18 protein-coding genes are annotated in these 16,397 nt (G+C 61.2%); all 18 read right to left on the reverse strand.

The window, feature by feature from the left end; translation table 11 throughout:
* Window positions 1-2 precede the first annotated feature (2 nt).
* Entirely contained in the window at window positions 3-935 is a 933-nt protein-coding gene (locus tag ACR65K_RS02100) for a type II secretion system F family protein (protein WP_440151160.1), read from the reverse strand.
* Window positions 932-2,431: a TadA family conjugal transfer-associated ATPase gene (locus ACR65K_RS02105; protein ID WP_440151161.1), complete on the reverse strand. Its 1,500-nt coding sequence runs from the start codon at window positions 2,429-2,431 to the stop codon at window positions 932-934. Before ACR65K_RS02105 ends, ACR65K_RS02100 begins: the two co-directional genes overlap by 4 nt.
* Entirely contained in the window at window positions 2,431-3,624 is a 1,194-nt protein-coding gene (locus ACR65K_RS02110; protein ID WP_440151162.1) for a CpaE/TadZ family protein, read from the reverse strand. Before ACR65K_RS02110 ends, ACR65K_RS02105 begins: the two co-directional genes overlap by 1 nt.
* Entirely contained in the window at window positions 3,621-4,376 is a 756-nt protein-coding gene (cpaB, locus tag ACR65K_RS02115) for a Flp pilus assembly protein CpaB (RefSeq protein WP_440151163.1), read from the reverse strand. The genes ACR65K_RS02110 and cpaB (ACR65K_RS02115) overlap by 4 nt, the downstream gene beginning before the upstream one ends.
* Before the next feature lie 38 nt (window positions 4,377-4,414).
* Complete coding sequence (locus tag ACR65K_RS02120) at window positions 4,415-5,455, reverse strand: pilus assembly protein TadG-related protein (protein ID WP_440151164.1); 1,041 nt, start codon at window positions 5,453-5,455, stop codon at window positions 4,415-4,417.
* Window positions 5,443-5,817 carry a TadE/TadG family type IV pilus assembly protein gene (locus ACR65K_RS02125; RefSeq protein ID WP_440151165.1) on the reverse strand — a complete coding sequence of 125 codons (375 nt, stop codon included), beginning with the start codon at window positions 5,815-5,817 and terminating at the stop codon, window positions 5,443-5,445. Before ACR65K_RS02125 ends, ACR65K_RS02120 begins: the two co-directional genes overlap by 13 nt.
* A gap of 93 nt (window positions 5,818-5,910) precedes the next feature.
* The gene (locus ACR65K_RS02130) at window positions 5,911-6,117 is read right to left on the reverse strand and encodes a Flp family type IVb pilin (RefSeq protein WP_440151166.1); all 207 of its coding nucleotides are present in this window, start codon (window positions 6,115-6,117) and stop codon (window positions 5,911-5,913) included.
* Between the two features lie 179 nt (window positions 6,118-6,296).
* On the reverse strand, window positions 6,297-7,013 hold the full coding sequence (locus tag ACR65K_RS02135; protein ID WP_440151167.1) for a hypothetical protein: 717 nt from the start codon (window positions 7,011-7,013) through the stop codon (window positions 6,297-6,299).
* Between the two features lie 286 nt (window positions 7,014-7,299).
* Window positions 7,300-8,184, reverse strand: a complete 885-nt coding sequence (locus ACR65K_RS02140) for a type II secretion system F family protein (protein WP_440151168.1) — start codon at window positions 8,182-8,184, stop codon at window positions 7,300-7,302.
* A 9-nt stretch (window positions 8,185-8,193) separates the two neighbouring features.
* Window positions 8,194-9,135, reverse strand: a complete 942-nt coding sequence (locus tag ACR65K_RS02145) for a type II secretion system F family protein (protein ID WP_440151169.1) — start codon at window positions 9,133-9,135, stop codon at window positions 8,194-8,196.
* Between the two features lie 4 nt (window positions 9,136-9,139).
* Entirely contained in the window at window positions 9,140-10,612 is a 1,473-nt protein-coding gene (locus ACR65K_RS02150; RefSeq protein WP_440151456.1) for a TadA family conjugal transfer-associated ATPase, read from the reverse strand.
* Entirely contained in the window at window positions 10,609-11,808 is a 1,200-nt protein-coding gene (locus ACR65K_RS02155; protein ID WP_142133113.1) for a CpaE/TadZ family protein, read from the reverse strand. The genes ACR65K_RS02150 and ACR65K_RS02155 overlap by 4 nt, the downstream gene beginning before the upstream one ends.
* Window positions 11,805-12,581 carry a Flp pilus assembly protein CpaB gene (cpaB, locus tag ACR65K_RS02160; protein ID WP_440151170.1) on the reverse strand — a complete coding sequence of 259 codons (777 nt, stop codon included), beginning with the start codon at window positions 12,579-12,581 and terminating at the stop codon, window positions 11,805-11,807. Before cpaB (ACR65K_RS02160) ends, ACR65K_RS02155 begins: the two co-directional genes overlap by 4 nt.
* Window positions 12,582-12,637: 56 nt before the next feature.
* Window positions 12,638-13,693, reverse strand: a complete 1,056-nt coding sequence (locus ACR65K_RS02165) for a Tad domain-containing protein (RefSeq protein ID WP_440151171.1) — start codon at window positions 13,691-13,693, stop codon at window positions 12,638-12,640.
* Window positions 13,681-14,169 (reverse strand): TadE/TadG family type IV pilus assembly protein, encoded by a 489-nt coding sequence (locus ACR65K_RS02170; RefSeq protein ID WP_440151172.1) that lies wholly within the window; start codon window positions 14,167-14,169, stop codon window positions 13,681-13,683. Before ACR65K_RS02170 ends, ACR65K_RS02165 begins: the two co-directional genes overlap by 13 nt.
* 26 nt (window positions 14,170-14,195) lie before the next feature.
* Window positions 14,196-14,390 (reverse strand): Flp family type IVb pilin, encoded by a 195-nt coding sequence (locus tag ACR65K_RS02175; RefSeq protein ID WP_387557466.1) that lies wholly within the window; start codon window positions 14,388-14,390, stop codon window positions 14,196-14,198.
* A 692-nt stretch (window positions 14,391-15,082) separates the two neighbouring features.
* On the reverse strand, window positions 15,083-15,277 hold the full coding sequence (locus ACR65K_RS02180) for a Flp family type IVb pilin (RefSeq protein ID WP_440151173.1): 195 nt from the start codon (window positions 15,275-15,277) through the stop codon (window positions 15,083-15,085).
* A 278-nt stretch (window positions 15,278-15,555) separates the two neighbouring features.
* Window positions 15,556-16,161 carry a prepilin peptidase gene (locus ACR65K_RS02185; protein WP_440151174.1) on the reverse strand — a complete coding sequence of 202 codons (606 nt, stop codon included), beginning with the start codon at window positions 16,159-16,161 and terminating at the stop codon, window positions 15,556-15,558.
* Between the last annotated feature and the right edge of the window lie 236 nt (window positions 16,162-16,397).

Raw genomic sequence — 16,397 nt, forward strand, 5'->3', positions numbered from 1 at the left:
CCTCAGAACTTCAGGTCGATGATCTTGCGCATCCAGAGCGCGCCGATGGTCATCAGGACAAAGGAGGCACCGATCATCACCCAGCCCAGGGGATGGGTGAACATGGAGTTCATGTAGCTGGGGCTCACGGCAAGGAGCATGGCCACGATGCCGAACGGCATGGCGATCAGGATGTAGGCGGAGAACTTGCCTTCCGCGGCCAGGGCCTTGATGTGGCCTTTGATCTCCGCGCGCTCGCGGATGGTCTCGTTCACCTGGTCCAGCACTTCCGCCAGGTTGCCGCCCACCTCGCGGTTGATCTGGATGGCCTGCGAGATCCACACGAAGTCCTCGTTCTTCATCCGGTCCGCGGTATCGTTGAGCGCGGCCAGCAGGTCGCGGCCCAGGCTGGTCTCGGTAATCACCCGCCGCATCTCCTCCGACGTCGGCTTCTGGGACTCCATGGCGGCGGCGTCGATGGCGCGCAGTATGCTGTGGCCGGCACGCAGGCCGCCCGAGAGCAGTTGCAGCGTGTCGCCGAGCTGGCTGTCGAAGGCGGCACGCCGCTTGCCGGCCAGGAACCCGAGGACGAGTTTGCCCACAAAGGGTGCCAGCAGTGCCAGCAGCACCCCCACCAGCGGGCCCACCGTCACGATCCCCACCAGCATCCCGACGCACGCTCCGATGCCCACCAGCAGGAAGAATTCGGCCTGGCTGAGGCGCAGGCCGGCGTTTTCCAGCTCCGGGCGGGAGAACAGCTTGACGTTCCGGCCCCCGAGGAGCCGTTCGAAGGACCTGACGCCGGACAGGGCCAGGCGGGACAGAGAGGACGGCGGCTCGGGTTCAAACGGACGACGGCGGTCCAGCGGCACCGCGGGGGCGCCCGGCACGAGCACGGCCACGCCGAGCAGGCAGATGGCCGCCAGCAGGATGAGGCTTCCGATGGCGATAATCACGACTTTGCGCCCGGTGAGAGCGGCCCGGCGAACACCGCCGGGGAGACGTGGATGCCCAGGTCCTCGAACCGGTCGATGAAGCGCGGCCGGATTCCGGTGGCGACGGGCCTGCCCAGGAACCGGCCCTGCGCGTCCACACCGGCGGAGTAGTCGAAGACGAAGGCGTCCTGGAGGGTGACGATGTCGCCCTCCATGCCCTGCACTTCGGTGACGTGAGTGATGCGGCGGGACCCGTCGCGGAGCCTGGAGATCTGGACGATGAGGTTCACCGCGGAGGCGATTTGCTCGCGGATGGCGCGCAGCGGAAGGTCCATGCCGGCCATGAGCACCAGGGTTTCCAGGCGCGCCACGGCGTCGCGGGGCGAGTTGGAGTGCACCGTGGAAAGGGAGCCGTCGTGGCCGGTGTTCATGGCCTGCAGCATGTCCAGCGATTCGCCGCCGCGGACCTCACCCACCACGATCCGGTCAGGGCGCATGCGGAGGGAGTTGCGGAGCAGTTCGCGGATGGTCACTTCCCCTTTGCCTTCGGTGTTGGGCGGGCGGCTTTCCAGCCGGACTACGTGGTCCTGCTGGATCTGCAGTTCCACGGCGTCCTCGATGGTGACAATGCGTTCGTCGTGCGGAAGGAATGATGACAGGACGTTGAGGAGCGTGGTCTTGCCCGTGCCCGTGCCGCCGGAGACGATGATGTTGAGCTTGGCCTTCACGCAGGCGTTCAGCAGTTCGGCCATCTCCGGGGTCAGCGTCCCGAAGTCGATGAGGTTGCGGACCGTCAAAGGGGTCTTGCTGAACTTTCGGATCGTCAGGGAGGAGCCGCCCACAGCCAAAGGAGGGATGACGGCGTTCACGCGGGAGCCGTCCTCAAGGCGGGCGTCCACCAGCGGGGAGGACTCGTCGATGCGGCGGCCCACCTTGGAGACGATCCGTTCGATGACCTTGCGCAGGTGCTCCTCCGAACTGAAGCGGGACTCGGAGAGCGTCAGCTTGCCTTTGCGTTCCACGTAGATCTGGTCCATGCGGTTGACCATGATTTCTGTGACGGCGGGGTCGTCCAGCAGGCGCTGGAGGGGGCCGTAGCCCAGCACGTCGTCGGCCACGTCCTGGACCAGGCGGGTGCGTTCCTCCGGCGTCAGCGGCACCTGTTCGGCGTCGATGATGCGGGAGAGTTCCTTCTTGGCGGTGCTCCGGAGTTCCTGCTCGGTGACGGCGGCATCGTTGAAGCGAGTGCCCATGCGTTCGAACAGGGCGGTGGCCGCCCTGTCCTTCATGGCTGCGAAGACGTCCACTTTGGGTGCCGTGGGCACCTGCTGAGCGCCGTCGTCGTACGTTGAATGCACGACGGCGGCCGGTGCCGGAAGGTGCCGCTCCGCACCTTCCGCGGGGGACGGCGAAGGCGCCGGGCGTGGGGCTTCAAGCACCGCGGTGCCCGTACCCGAACCGGACGCGGACGCCTGGCCGCGGCTCTGGACCGCGTTGATGCGTTCAGAGAGTTTCATCAGATGACCACCCTTCGGTGAAGTTTCCGCTGTGCCTGGGCGCGCCAGGCCGGGTTGAAGCGCTCCACGAGCTGGCGGAGGCTTTTGACGGCGGGATCTTTCCTGGATTCCTGGAGGACGGGGATGCCGCGGTTGGTGGACAGCGCCACGGCGCGGGAGCGGGGGACGCTGACGTCCACGGGTGCGCCGATGGTGGATTCGACGTCCTGGACGTTGAGGCCGGCCTTGGCGTCGGCCATGTTCAGGACCACGTGCCGGGATTCGGGCATAATGTCCAGCTGGCGGAGGACTTCCAGGCCGGAGCGGAGGCCGCGGAGGCTGGGGATGTCCATGGCGCTGACCCAGACCACGTCGGTGCACTGTTCCATGGCGGCGAGGCCGATTTCGGGCATGCCGGGGGCGGTGTCCAGCACCACGTACTGGAATTCCTGGGTGAGCTGTTCGAGCAGGCGGGTGATCTGGTCCGGGGTGATATGGTCCGCGTCCACCGGGTTGGGCGGGGCGCAGAGGGCGTAGATGCCGGCTGAGTGCACGGTAAGGAAGGCCTTGAGGACCAGCGAGTCCTGGGCGGCGGCGGGGGTGACGGCGTCCGTGACGGTGTGTTCGGGGTTGAGGTAGAGACCGGAGGCGACGTCGCCGAACTGCAGGTCCAGGTCCACGATGACCACGCTCATGGGCGCGATCTGGCCAAGGCCGATGGCGATGTTGGTGGCCAGGGTGGTTTTGCCCACGCCGCCCTTGGGGGAGAAGACGCCGATGACCAAGCCCTTGCCGTTCTCTGTTTGTTGAGCTTCAGGGCTGCGGTGGCGGGTGGCGAAGGACTGGCAGGCGCGTTCGAGCAGCACCCTTATTTCCGCGGCGTCCGCCTGCGGGCTGAGGATGTCCCGGATGCCGGCGCGCATGGCCTGCAGCAGGAATTCCGGCTGCACGTCGCTGACCAGGACCAGGCTGAGGCCGGGGAGCTGGACGTCGAAGACCTTGGCGAACCTCAGCGCCTCCTCATAAGGAACGTCCGGGCCGATGATCAGGACTTCCGGCTGTTCCTGGTTGAGGAGGGCGAACAGTTCGGCCGGGCCGGCGGGGAGGATGTCGCTTGAGATGGTCTGGACGGTGCCGCGCAGGCCGTGAACGACGGCGGCGCGCAGCTTCTGGTCGAAGTCGCCGTTGGGGGAGAGGAGGACGAAGCGGCTCACTTGTACACGTTGTCCTTGCGTTCGATGCGGGGGCCGTTGTCTTGGGCGTCCAGGGGTTCCTTGGTGAGCCAGAGTTCACCGTTGATCGAGGTGAAGATGATCTTGTTGGCGTCCAGGTCGTTGACGGCAACCGTGACCATGAGTGAGCCCTGGGGGAGGGTCGTGTCCTGCGGGTTGGTGCCGTCTGTGGGCTTGGCGCTTGGCGTTGCCTGGGGTGCCCGCTGCACGGCAGTGACCAGAGCCTTTCGGATGGTCAGCTGGGTGGTCGGGTCGCCCGCTTTGGTCTTGTCTGCCCCGGCCGAGAAGATCAAGGCGACGCCCACGTGGTCGCCGGCCTCAAGACGGCCGCCCACCACTCGCTTGGGCTCCAGTTCGAAGGTAACCTCCTGAAGTCCCGCGGGGATCTTGGCTGCGCTGTTGCTCTTGACGTCGGCTGGGGCGACGAGGCGCTCGGCCAGGAGTTGCTCACCGGGGACGAGGTCGACGGCGGCGACGGTCCCGGCCTTACTGTCGAGACTGCTGAGGGCGGTGGTGGAGATGCCTGCAGCGGGAACGTCCTCGATCACCAGGGACGCGGCCATGTCATCCACCGGGGTTCCCGCTGTGATGGCCTTTTGGACAACCAGTACCTTTCTAGGGTTCGTGCTGGCCATCGCACGCTGGTCGGCTCCCTGTGCGTAGAAGATGATGAGGAGGGCTCCCACTAACGCCAGGGCGACGGCGGCCGTTCCGGCGAGCATGCGAGACTTCACTTCTAACTCCTGGGTGGGGGTACTTTTGGATCTGGCGACTAAAGGACTGGACGGGCTATGGTGGCGCCGTAGGGGTCCACGGGGCCGAGGGTGTAGCCGTCGGCGAGGGAGACGTACTTGATGAATTTGCCGATGACACCACGGCACTCACCTTTGCATTCGGTCGCGGTGGTGACGCCAGTCGTCGTCGACTTTTCGCTGCGGAATTCGTAGGGAAGGCCGGTGCCGCCACTGAACTTCCAGCCGGTGACCTCGAAAGCCGCGAAGGACACCAAGCCGTAGATGGCGCCTGAGCCGGTTCCGGTGACCTTGTTGAAGACCGGCAGGAGGACAACAATCTTCCGGCCGGCGGTGATTTCGCTGGCCCAACGGTTGAGCTCGGCAGAGCAGTTGCCGGGGGCGTTGTTGCCGGGGTCGCTGCCTCCCTCGCTTACCGTGAGATCGATGGTGCCGCCGCATTGTCCGGCATCTTGGACCAGCCAGCCGAAACCACCCTGGACGGCAGCCCCTGAAGGACCGTAGTTGCAGTCGGCGTTTTGGTTCTTGCCGTGTTCCTGGAGGAGCTGAAGGGGGCCGTCGATGTTGTCCTTGACCTGACAGATGGAGAAGGCCAGTGGGAAGGCGGTGCGGCCGGCCTTGGGGCTTCCCCAGATGGCCGAGGAACGGGCTCCTACTTCTTTAGTAGGGATGCCCAGGACGTCTGCGAAGAAGAGGGAGACGGAGTTTTCCTTGCCTCCGGTTTCTTTGGCGGATGTGGTGACGCTGACCTTCCGGGTGGTCTTGTCCAGTTCGATGCTGTAGACCTTGCTCATTCCGTCCAAGGCGTTCTGGTTGGCAAGGCTGCCAGCCAGAGTTGAGGTGTTGGAGCAGTTGGCGTCTGCTGCGTTTTTGGCGCATTTTTGGGCCAGGGCGATTGCTGACGCGTCAGCGCCGTTCTGCAGCTGGGCACGTTCCGAGTAGATGACCCCAACGTCGACGGCGATTGCGACGAAGCCGAGAAGGGTCACCAGGAGGATGGCCACAATGACGCTGATGGCGCCGCGCTCGTCGGCCGCCTGCTTTTTGCTTAGCCGCCGCACAGCATTACCCCCTTGCCCGTCATTGGAAACGGTCCCGCGATGCCGGTGATGGTGGACAGGTTGTACTTGATGGTCAACGTAACCTGGGCGCCGGTGCTGCATGCGTTGGTGCTAAGGATGATGTCTGATGTGGGGATCGTGGTGCTCACGGAAGCGGCCGCGTTCTTTGCCGCTGTTTTTGCGCCTGTTGGGTCGTTGCCGATGGCCATGACCCGGACGCCGTCCCGGGCTGCGTTGGTAAGTGTGATCTGGGCGTTGTAGGCGCGGCCGAATTCGATCGTGCCCAAGACGAGCATTAAGAGGAGGGGCAGCAGGATCGCGAATTCGACGGCGGCCGCGCCGCGCTCCGAATCCTGTGACAACTGCTGCCCTTCCTCTTCAATGTCTCGTTTGTGCCCCTGTTGCTGGAAGCGGTGCGGTTCCGATACGGGGCCCGGAACCACAATCGCAATGCATTAGTTAGTCGGAGCAGGCGCGGGTGCCGTCGGGGCGATCTGCGTCTTGACATCCCTGAAAAGGTCGTCGAGAGTACCGCCGAGAAGGGTCACAGCAGCAATGATTACCACGGCGATGAGGGCGACCATGATGCCGTATTCAACGGCAGTTGCGCCCTTCTCTTCGCGGCGAAGACGGATCATAAGGTTGGTGTAGAGAGAAAGCATTTTGACTCCTGAGCGAGACGGATTTGGCTGGCCCTGCACCAGCACTGAATCGAAGTTAGCAACGCGATTTGCCGTCTTGAACGGATCTTGCAACATCCTGCGCAAACCCTTTTCCGGATGCCGGTTTGCTGCGCTTTCACTGGGTTTTTCCTGTGCTTACGCTGGGTAGGGCCCAGCGTTTAGTCGAGATAGGTATACCCGTCATCCGGATCCGCGTAGCCAGCCATGCCTGGGAAGATGCTCTTGTCCATGAAAGGGCGGCACCTTCCGTCACGTGCGGCGACCAGGAGATCCCAGTCCCGCAGTTCTGCCGCATCCTTTGGGTTGTATTTTTCGTTGGCTTCCCTGTAGCAGGAGTTGACGAAGCGGCCCCCGTCCTTGCCCTGGTATGCGATGGCAATGTTGTCAGGCCGAGCGAAAGCATTCCTGATTCCTGACAGGTGGGAGGGGTCAACCGCGACTGTCCCACCTTCCACTGGGTAGGAATCCGAAAACCCAGGGTGTGGTGTGAGCTGTAATGAGGTGCCCGGCAGGACTTCCTGCTCGATGTGGAAGTGAGCAAGCTCCACCCCACACCAGTCACCTTTTCGCCCCGGCCCAAGAATGCCGTCACAAAGCGTATTCGGTGACTCCCAAAGCGCATAAAGTCCGAAAGTGGCCTCCCAAACAGAGGTTGGTTTGAACGACAGGGTTTGGGTCCCTGAGGTATTCAGGATTTCCATGCTGTAATGCGCCTCAACTTGGACCTCTGTAAACTCTGTGCCGTCAAGGTGCAGCGGGCGCGTCTTTATTCGCGAGGGCTCGTATTTATACGCGAGGTTGAAGGAGATGCCGTTACTGTCGAGGATACGGAATGTACCGGAGGATCCTTGCAGAGGCAGTGGGGCCTGGGACACGGGGGAAGTCTCTGTAGAACGAGGCTTCTCGGGCGGGCGAATTCGCTCGGGCGCCCCCTGGGCTAGGCAGCCGCTTAACGCGCTAGCTACAACGAGTGCCACGACAAATCTGCCAACCTTCATCTCTTCCTCCAAAGAACGTCGGCGGTCGATGGACCGGCGGCTGGCAGCCGCTCGCTTTTCGGGCCGGCTGGGATTCAGTGATCTTTAACCAAAGGACCCCCTCGGTTCTGGGTGCCGAGGGGGTCCGGTCTGATGGCGCTGGTAGGCGCGTTACTTGCTTCTTTCAAACACGGCTAAAGGCTTCGATGATGTTGATAGCGGCGGGTCCAAGCAGAACGATGAACAGCACGGGGAAGATGAAGAAGATCAGGGGAAACAGGACCTTCACCGGTAGCTTCATCGCTTTTTCTTCTGCGCGCTGCCGGCGTTTAACACGGGCATCTTTGGCCTGTGCACGGAGGACTTTCGCGATGCCGATACCGTATTTATCGGCCTGCACTACGGCCCTTACGAAGCCCTTCAAGTCCGGGACGGAAGTCCTTGCCGCCATCGCTTCGTAGGCCTCGTGCCGGGGCCGGCCAACCTGGATATCCTGCAAGGTACGCACGAGTTCCTGGGCCAGAGGTCCTTCGCCATAGGAGCCTGCGCGGGCCATTGCCGATTCGAAGCCAAGCCCAGCTTCGACAGAGATCAGCATTTGGTCCAGGGTGTTGGGCAGTTCCAGCTCAATCTCTTCCTGCCGCTTAATCGCCTTGTTGTAGACCAGCAGGTCCGGGACAAAATAGAAGAAGACGGTCATGAAGATCGCCACTGCGATGTTCAATGAAGTAAACGAGTTGGAGAGTACGACGACCCCCGCGAGCGCACCCGCAAGGGACAGCAACGGTTTAGAGATGATTAACTTATCCAGCGGCATGGACGCCGGGCGTCCGGCCAATGAAAGCCAGTGGTCCAGCTTGGCCTCGTAGCTGCCCGGCGTAAGTCGTTTTGATATTCCCAGGAGAATTGGAGCCTGCTGCCCGGCCTCGCGACCCCCAACGTTGAAGCCGCGCGCAAGGTTTCCCCGGATGGCGAGGGCCCCTTTTCGGTCCAGTGTGGCCCACGACCACACGAAATACGTGAGAGGAAGGATAACCGTGGCGATAATCAACCAAGCGATTGGAGTCATGTTCGATCCTTAGAACTTGATCTTGACAATGCGGCTCATCCAGAAGCCGCCGATGATGAACATCAGTGCACTGAGGCCCAGCAGGAACCAGCCGATCGGTTTCTGGACGAAGACGTCCAGGTAGCCCGGGTTGACCATTCCGACGAAGAACGCGACCCCAACAGGCAACGCCATGAGGATGTAAGCAGACATTTTGCCTTCCGCGCTTAGTGACCGCACGTGTCCCTTGATTTCGCTACGCTCACGTATCGTGCCGGCCACTTGGTCCAGGACCTCAGCGAGGTCTCCGCCGACTTCGCGATTAATCTGGATAGCCTGCCCAATCCACCGGAAGTCTTCGCTGTCCATCCGGCTGGCCGAATCATCGATAGCCTCCCGGGCATCTTTGCCGATGCGTGTCTCGTTGACGATTCTGGTCAGCTCCTCTGATGTGGGCGCCTCGGACTCGTTTGCTGCGGCTTCGATTGCCCGCATCACGCTGTGGCCTGCACGCAACCCGCCTATGAGCATTTGAATGGTGCCTATCAGTTGCGCATCGAATTTACTCCGCCGCTTGTCCCTTCGAAGTGTGAGCACCAACCTGGCCACGAACGGCGTCGCCAGTGCCAGCAAGATTCCGAATCCGAGGTTAGTGGCGAGACTGGACAGGAGACCAACAGCTACGGTCACCGCGGCCACGAAGGCGCTGAATTCAGCAGGCGTCATTTTTACGCCAGCGTTGTAAAGCAGTTCCCGGCTGTAGGGGCCGCCGGACTTCCCGATCAGGCCACCCATCGCGTCGGCCGCAGATTCCGAAAATCTTGACAGTGTGGACGGGTCCGGCTGTCCGTCAGGCCTGCGGCGTTGGATTGGAATGGCGGCGTACCGGGGCCTGAGGACAACTATCACCAGGACAAGCAGGGCGCCGAAGCACAGACTGATGGCACCGGCGAAAACCAAGGGCGAGTCCATCGGCCTACCTCCTGCCGGCCGGAACTGCGGCCCCGAATACAGCTGGGGAGACCCCGATGCCGAGTTCTGAGAACCGGTCAAGGAACCTGGGGCGAATGCCCGTGGGGATGGGTTTCCCCAGGAATCTCCCGTGCTGGTCAACACCGGCTGAGTAGTCGAAGAGGAACGCGTCCTGGAGGGTGACAATGTCACCTTCCATTCCTTGGACTTCCGTGACGTGCGTGACCCTGCGGCTGCCATCGCGCAGGCGAGTGACCTGGATGATGAGGTCGACTGCCGATGAAACCTGTTCGCGGATAGCCCTCAGGGGCAGATCCATACCGGCCATGAGGACGAGAGTCTCCAAACGGGCGATGGCGTCCCGGGGTGAATTTGCGTGGACGGTGGACAGGGATCCGTCGTGGCCTGTGTTCATGGCCTGCAGCATGTCCAGCGACTCGCCGCCTCGGACCTCGCCTACGATGATGCGGTCGGGACGCATGCGAAGGGAGTTCCGTACAAGTTCCCGGATTCCTACAGCACCTTTCCCTTCGATATTCGGCGGCCGGCTCTCCAGGCGGACAACGTGCTCCTGCTGCAACTGAAGTTCCACTGCGTCTTCGATGGTGACAATGCGGTCGTCTTCGGGGATGAAGGATGACAGCACGTTGAGCAGGGTAGTTTTGCCCGTACCCGTTCCACCGGAAACAATGATGTTCAGCCTGGCCTGAACACACGCACTGAGCAATTCAGCCATTTCCGGGGTCAAGGAGCCCCAATCGATGAGGTTCCGGACTGTGAGGGGTATGTGGCTGAACTTCCTGATGGTCAATGAAGGTCCGTTGACCGCCAGTGGAGGAATGATCGCGTTGACGCGCGAACCGTCTTCAAGCCGTGCGTCCACCAGTGGCGATGATTCATCGATGCGCCGGCCCACCTTGGAAACGATGCGGTCTATCACTTTTCGTAGATGATCGTCAGAGCTGAATTGTGATCCGGTCAGGCTCAAGTGGCCATTGCGCTCGATGTAGATCTGGTCGTACTTGTTGACCATAATTTCCGTTACGGACGGGTCTTCGAGCAGCTTCTGCAGGGGACCGTACCCCATCACTTCGTCTGCAATTTCGCGAATGAGCCTGCGGCGCTCTTCGGGCGATAGCGGCACCTGCTCGTCATCGATGACTGCCGAGAGTTCATCGACGGCTATGGTCCGCAATTCCTCGTCCGACGACGATGTGTCGCCGAAGCGCGTGCCGAGGCGATCAAAGAGTGCCAGGGCTGCCCTTTGTTTGAGCCCGGCAAGCGCATCAATAGTCGGAGAAGCGAGATTACCGCCCAGCGACGAACCTGGAACCGGGGCACCAACCGGGGGAAAGGATGTGCTTTCAGGTTGAGTGCCTATTTTCGACATTTCGGACAGCGTACGGCCGTTGGGCTGTGTGGTGTTCGACCCGTCGGAATTGCCTTGAGAACCAGCGAGCCTATCTGAGAGTTTCATGACACAACCACCCTTCGGTGCAGCTTGGTGCGTGGGGAGGATACCCACTCGGGATCAAACCGATCAACGAGCTTCTTCAGCCCTTTGGCCGCCGCATCCCTCGTCGATGCTTGCAGAACCGGTATGCCGCGGTTCGTTGAAAACGGGAGCGTCCGGGAGCGCGGGATGACAGCGTCAACAGGGACGCCAACGGTGGCTTCCACGTCCTGGACCGACAGTCCGCTTTTGCGATCCGCAAAATTGAGGATGGTGTGCCGGCCCTGGGGCATCAGTTGCAGCTCTTTCAGTACTCCAAAGCACTTTCGCAACCCGCGAACACTTGGAACGTCCATCCCGCAGACCCAAACCCCGTCGGTGGCCTGTTCCAACGTGGCGAGTACGTGCTCGCCCAGGCCCGGAGCGGTATCCACCACCACATATTTGAATTCACTGGCCAGTTGCTCGAGCAGCCGGCCCACGTGCTCGCCGGTGATGTAATCGGCTTCAGCCGGAGTCCGAGGAGCACAAAGTGCGTAAATCCCGGCCGGGTGAACGGTTAGGAATGCCTTGAGAACCATGGAGTCCTGGGAGGCAATGCCATGAACGGCATCGGTGATGGAGTGCTCTGGCTCGAGCAATAAACCGGATGCAACATCTCCGAACTGCAGGTCCAGATCTACAAGGACGACGCTCATCGGCGCTACTTTGCCCAATCCCACCGCGAGGTTGGTGGCGACTGTCGTCTTGCCAACTCCGCCCTTCGGCGACATGACGGCGATGACCCGGCCCCGTTCCTGCCCCGGGTCCGTGGGCAATGACATTCCCCGCCGCCGGCTGGCAGATGCCAGGCAGGCCCGTTCGAGCAGGACCCGTAGGTCGTTCACCTCGATATCTGGTTTCAACACGTCCCGGATACCTGAGTGCATGGCACGGAGTACCAGCTCAGGGGAGGGCTCAGCGACCAGGAGCAGGCTGATCTCCGGATATTGGAGGTCAAAGACGGTCGCCAGTTTCAGTGCATCCTCTTCGCTGACGCCCGGTCCCAGGATAAGAACTTCAGGCGGCGCCCCCGTCAGCTGCCGAAACACGTCCTCGGGCCCTCCCGACAGAATGGCCGGGCTGAGTGTTTCCAGATCCCCATGGAGGGCAGTTGATACCGCCTCCCGCACTCGGGACTCGAAGTCCCGCACCCCGGTTATGGCTACGAAGCGACTCACCGGTACAGCCCACCAAAGGTAGTCACGGGAGGCTGCGTCTTGGTGCTCTTGTCGGTCTGCTTCGAGAGCCACAGTGTGCCGTATTCCGCCCCGAAGACAATCTTTGCGGCGTCGGCGTCGCTCCTGGCGACCGTAACGAAGGCAGAACCATTTGGCATCGCCACCGTTGAATCACCTGAGGAGTTGGACGAGTTCTTGCTATCATCGGGTGCGGCTTTTTGGACGGCAGTGACTAGCACGTCGTGGAACAGCAGCCCTGTGGACTGCTTCCAGCCCTTTACTTCGGCCGGAACATTGGCATCGGCGGGCATGTTGTCGTCGGTCTTGAAAGAGCTGTACACCGTAACCACGTCTCCGGCTTCCAAACGGCCTCCCAGGATCCGCTCCGGGGCCAGGAGGAATGTAACTTCCTGCAGGCCATCCGGCACCGGCACGGTGCCCGGTACCAGTTCCTTCGGGTCCACCAGCTTTGCTGCAAGCAGCTGCTCGCCGGGTTGCAGGGCGGAGGCGGTGACACGTCCCGTCTGGCCATCCAGGCTTTCCAGCGCAGCTGCCGGCACGGCAGACTGCGGAAGCTCTTCGACCTTTACCTTGCCGCCCAAGTCTTCAACCTTGGTGCCGGCAGGGACGGCCTCGTTGACGACAAGAACTTTCACGGGGTTGAGCCCCTGTGCAGCTCTAGCGTCGGCGCCCTGGACATATACGACCAACAGGGCAGTTCCAATGATTGCCAGCACCAGTGCTGCAATGCCTCCCAGTAGGCGAGATTTCACTGTGGGTACTCCTTTGCAATGGGTTTGTGTCGATTAGCGGGGAAAGTCCCGCGACTTTAGTTCTTGAGGTACACCTCGGAGCCGCCGTAGTTGGGAATGTTGCTCGTAGACAACCCCTCGGCAAGGGACACAAAGCGAGTGAAGTACCCCTGGACTGCACGGCAGTTTCCACTGCAGGATGGCGCAAGCGGGTCGAGATCCTGGACACTGCCACTGAACTTGTAGCCAGTCACCTTGAAGGCCAGGAACCCCACGATCGTGTACTCAGTGTTGTTACCGTTGTTGAGCGAGACAGCCGATGAAAAGACGGGAACCAGCACAGTGGTGCCCTTGATCGTTGATGGCATGGTGGAGCAAACGTTCGGCAGGGAAATGCCAGGTTTGCTGCCGACGACCGCAGTACCCGCATCGATCGTGGCGGAGCAGTCAGTGCCGGCGTCGAGCCAACCGAAACCGCCAGGAGCATAGCCGTTCTGAGCTGCGCAGCCCGGGTACGGGGGTGTGTTCTCGTCGTATCGGAGCGTGAGGTGGTTAGGGATTGGATCGCCCGTGAAGGTTCCGGTTGAATTGAATTCCGCCAGCTGTGACGCGGTGAGGTTCTTCTTGAAGACGCAATCGCTAATGGTCCACGGGAAGCTGTTCGCGCCGGAGACGGCGCCCCAGGAAGCTTCCGCCGTCGCATTGATCTGCGTGGTGTTGAAACCCATAACACGGGCAAAAAACAGGCCAAATCCGTCGGTTGTGGAGCCGGCTGCGCGGGCCTTGGTTTCTACGTGCACAGTTGTCGAATTAGGAAATGTGACGGTGGCGCCGCTGGTACCGTCATTGGCGTTGCTGTTGGCGAAGAGGGCTCCCGTTCCGGTCGAATCCCCGCAGGAGCCTTTGGCGCACTGGTTTGCGACTGCCAAAGCGGCCGAATCGGCTCCGTTCTGCAGCTGCGCCTTTTCGGCGTACATGGCTCCGACATCCACGGCCAAGGCGGCAAAGCCGAGAAGGACGACCAGGACGAGTGCGACTATGACCGTAGCTGCGCCTCGTTCATCCCTTTCCTCCCGCGTGGCCTGTTGATCACTTCGCGCCCGCGTGCTGTCTAACCGACCTAACCGCCGCATCTCATAACTCCTATTCCTGTGAGGGTGATCGGGAAGATGCCCGGGGCACCAAAGAATCCGGCATCCAAAAATCCGGAGAGCGAAGGCAAGGTGACGCTCGTGGTCACTGTTACGTTGGCGCCGGCCGCACAGCTGCCGGCATTATTCGTGACGCCCACAGGGAGACCGGAGAGCGATGGTGCGGCGGCAAGGGTTGCTGCTGTCACGTTCAGCCCGGGATCTTTATAGTGGATGGCGGCGTACCGGGCGCCTTCTCTTGCGGCCTGGGTCATAGAGACTTGCACATTGAGCACCCGGCCAAACTCGATTGTTCCCATCACGATGAGAAGCAGTAGTGGCAGTAACAGCGCCATCTCAACGGCGACCGCGCCGCGCTCTTTTCGTTTCGCTTTCAAAACCGTCTCCCAGGCCGAAGTGCGAGGATATCCGTGTGTGTGGGTTCGTTTAATTGAGTCGACCGGCTCTTGGTTTTCCACCACGAGAGCCGGTCGACGAGGGCAGGCTAGAGGCCGGCGGTGACGCCCTGGAACATGTTCCGGATTGCGACGCCGAGTGGTCCAATAGCGACGATGACCACCACTGCGATAAGGGCGACCATGATGCCATATTCGACCATCGTTGCTCCCTTTTCTTCCCGGGTGAAGCGATCCTTGACGCCGGCGATGAAAGCAGTCATTGAGACCATGAGAGAAGTCATTGTATTTTCCTTAATTCGGTGAAATTGGACTTGCTTTTGATTTCAACGAATTTCCAGCTGCCCCCGTAAAGTTTTAGCGGCTGGACTTCGCTAAGAAGAGATTGTCACTGGGGAGCATGGGCAACAATGCGTAGTAGTACTCGACTTTTTCGAGTGGGGGTAAATCGGCGTACTTGTATGTGCGGAGAACTACTCAGTCGGCGTGTGCAGGTACCAGCCCGACTACTCGTAGTAGTGAACACGTGAGCGTGCCTGGGCAATGACATGACAGGCAGCTATCGGCGTGGGCGGGATGTAGCCAGGGTGCGTGGCTTTACGTGCACCGTCGGAGACGGATTTCATCGCCGGGAACAGCAGGTGCGGGACGCAGGTCTGCACAGCGGTCCGGAAGGTAGGCGCTGTTCACCGGCTGCCTCTCACGAAGTAGCCGGCGCGAGCAGGGCAATGGCGAACCCCGAAGTTCAGCGCGGGCTTCCCCAACGACGAAAGCGCCCAAGGCGAGGCCCTCGCACTTCCCGAGAAAGGGTGAACCGGGAACAACAACGAGAACAAACATGCCTTGGGCGCTGAGTCCGTCTGGGAACAGGGCGCGCGCGGCCCCGAAGAACCGCGGAGATAATGTCGTCGGGGCCGACAAGCCTCAGGGCCTGAAGCTAGTCAGGACCCCGGCGCGGCCGTCAGTCAGGGATGCACTAAATGCCGGCCGTGACACCTGCGAACATGTCGCGGATTGCGGTTCCGAGAGGTCCGATAGCCACGATGACCACCACTGCGATGAGGGCGACCATGATGCCGTACTCAACCATCGTTGCACCCCTTTCTTCCCGGCTGAAGCGATCCTTGACGCCTGCGATGAAAGCAGTCATTGAGACCATGAGAGAAGTCATTGTATTTTCCTTAATTCGGTGAAATTGGATTACTTTTGATTTCAACGAATTTCCAGCTGCCCCCATAAACTCTTTAGCGGCTGGGCTTCGCTAAGAAGAGAGTGTCACTGGGGAGCATGGGCAACAAGGCGTAGTAGTACTCGTTTTTTAGCGGTGCGATAAAAATATGTACTCGAATACGTGGCAAAGTACTCAGGCGTCGCATGGCGGTACCCGGACGACCACTTGGAGTCGTGCCTTGGCGGACCTTTCGGTGTGGCACGAGCACCGAACTGGGCTTAGGTCATGAACAAAGTCACGGCCATTAAGGCACCCAGCATGGAGGGCCCGTGGGGCACTTCGGTGGCTTTATTCCGGCCTTTCCTGCCGAGGACAATCACCGTGACGATGCCATTCAAGACGAAGCCGACCAGCCCTCCGTAGAGGATGTGGCCCCAACCTAAGTACCCCAGGTAAAGGCCGACGGGCGCTGCGAGCTTCACATCACCCATCCCGATGCCGCCGGGTGATATAAGGCCCAAAATCAGATAGCTGGCAAACAAGATGACGGCACCCAGGGCTGCGCGGAGGAAATCATCAGATTGCTTACCAAATATCCCCGGCAATAGAAGCAATAAAAGACCGCCGGCCAGCAGCATCAGCACGAGGGGATTCGGCAGCAGGTGGAGTGCTGCGTCTATCCTTGCCAGCTGGACGCCCAAGACAGCAAGTAAAAGGAAGGCTGGGAGGCTCAGCGCGCTGCCGAAATGCGCCGCAAAGGCCGCGGACGCGACGGCTGTTACTGCCGCCGTCGTAATTCTTGCCTGCAGGCGCGGCACGTCGCCAAGCCTAGGAAGCAGCTTTGCGATCAGTCGCTCGGCGATGGGGGAGAGGACGGCTCCCATAAGCGCGACGCCAACGACCAGGAGCGCGGTGCTAGGATCCCAGTTCACCGCTGACGACACTGGCATCCCCCTGTTGGATTGGGCCGACGCGGCCCCAGCGGCCTCCGGCTAACTCATTTTGACCCGGAACCACCTGACGCGCTAATCTTGGTAGTCGTTGTGCGTGTCCTATTCCGATGGTGCGTGCCCGCTTGAGAATCCGGTTGCAGGATAACTACTCAACGTGCACATTCGGA

It is taken from the genome of Arthrobacter sp. SAFR-179, assembly GCF_059414945.1.

Bases quoted from the DNA above. Each gene is read 5' to 3' on its own strand.
- ACR65K_RS02105 (WP_440151161.1), bottom strand. From the start codon at position 2,431: ATGAAACTCTCTGAACGCATCAACGCGGTCCAGAGCCGCGGCCAGGCG.
- ACR65K_RS02130 (WP_440151166.1), bottom strand. From the start codon at position 6,117: ATGCTTTCTCTCTACACCAACCTTATGATCCGTCTTCGCCGCGAAGAG.
- ACR65K_RS02140 (WP_440151168.1), bottom strand. From the start codon at position 8,184: ATGACTCCAATCGCTTGGTTGATTATCGCCACGGTTATCCTTCCTCTC.
- ACR65K_RS02145 (WP_440151169.1), bottom strand. From the start codon at position 9,135: ATGGACTCGCCCTTGGTTTTCGCCGGTGCCATCAGTCTGTGCTTCGGC.
- ACR65K_RS02150 (WP_440151456.1), bottom strand. From the start codon at position 10,612: ATGAAACTCTCAGATAGGCTCGCTGGTTCTCAAGGCAATTCCGACGGG.
- ACR65K_RS02165 (WP_440151171.1), bottom strand. From the start codon at position 13,693: ATGCGGCGGTTAGGTCGGTTAGACAGCACGCGGGCGCGAAGTGATCAA.
- ACR65K_RS02175 (WP_387557466.1), bottom strand. From the start codon at position 14,390: ATGACTTCTCTCATGGTCTCAATGACTGCTTTCATCGCCGGCGTCAAG.
- ACR65K_RS02180 (WP_440151173.1), bottom strand. From the start codon at position 15,277: ATGACTTCTCTCATGGTCTCAATGACTGCTTTCATCGCAGGCGTCAAG.
- ACR65K_RS02185 (WP_440151174.1), bottom strand. From the start codon at position 16,161: ATGGGAGCCGTCCTCTCCCCCATCGCCGAGCGACTGATCGCAAAGCTG.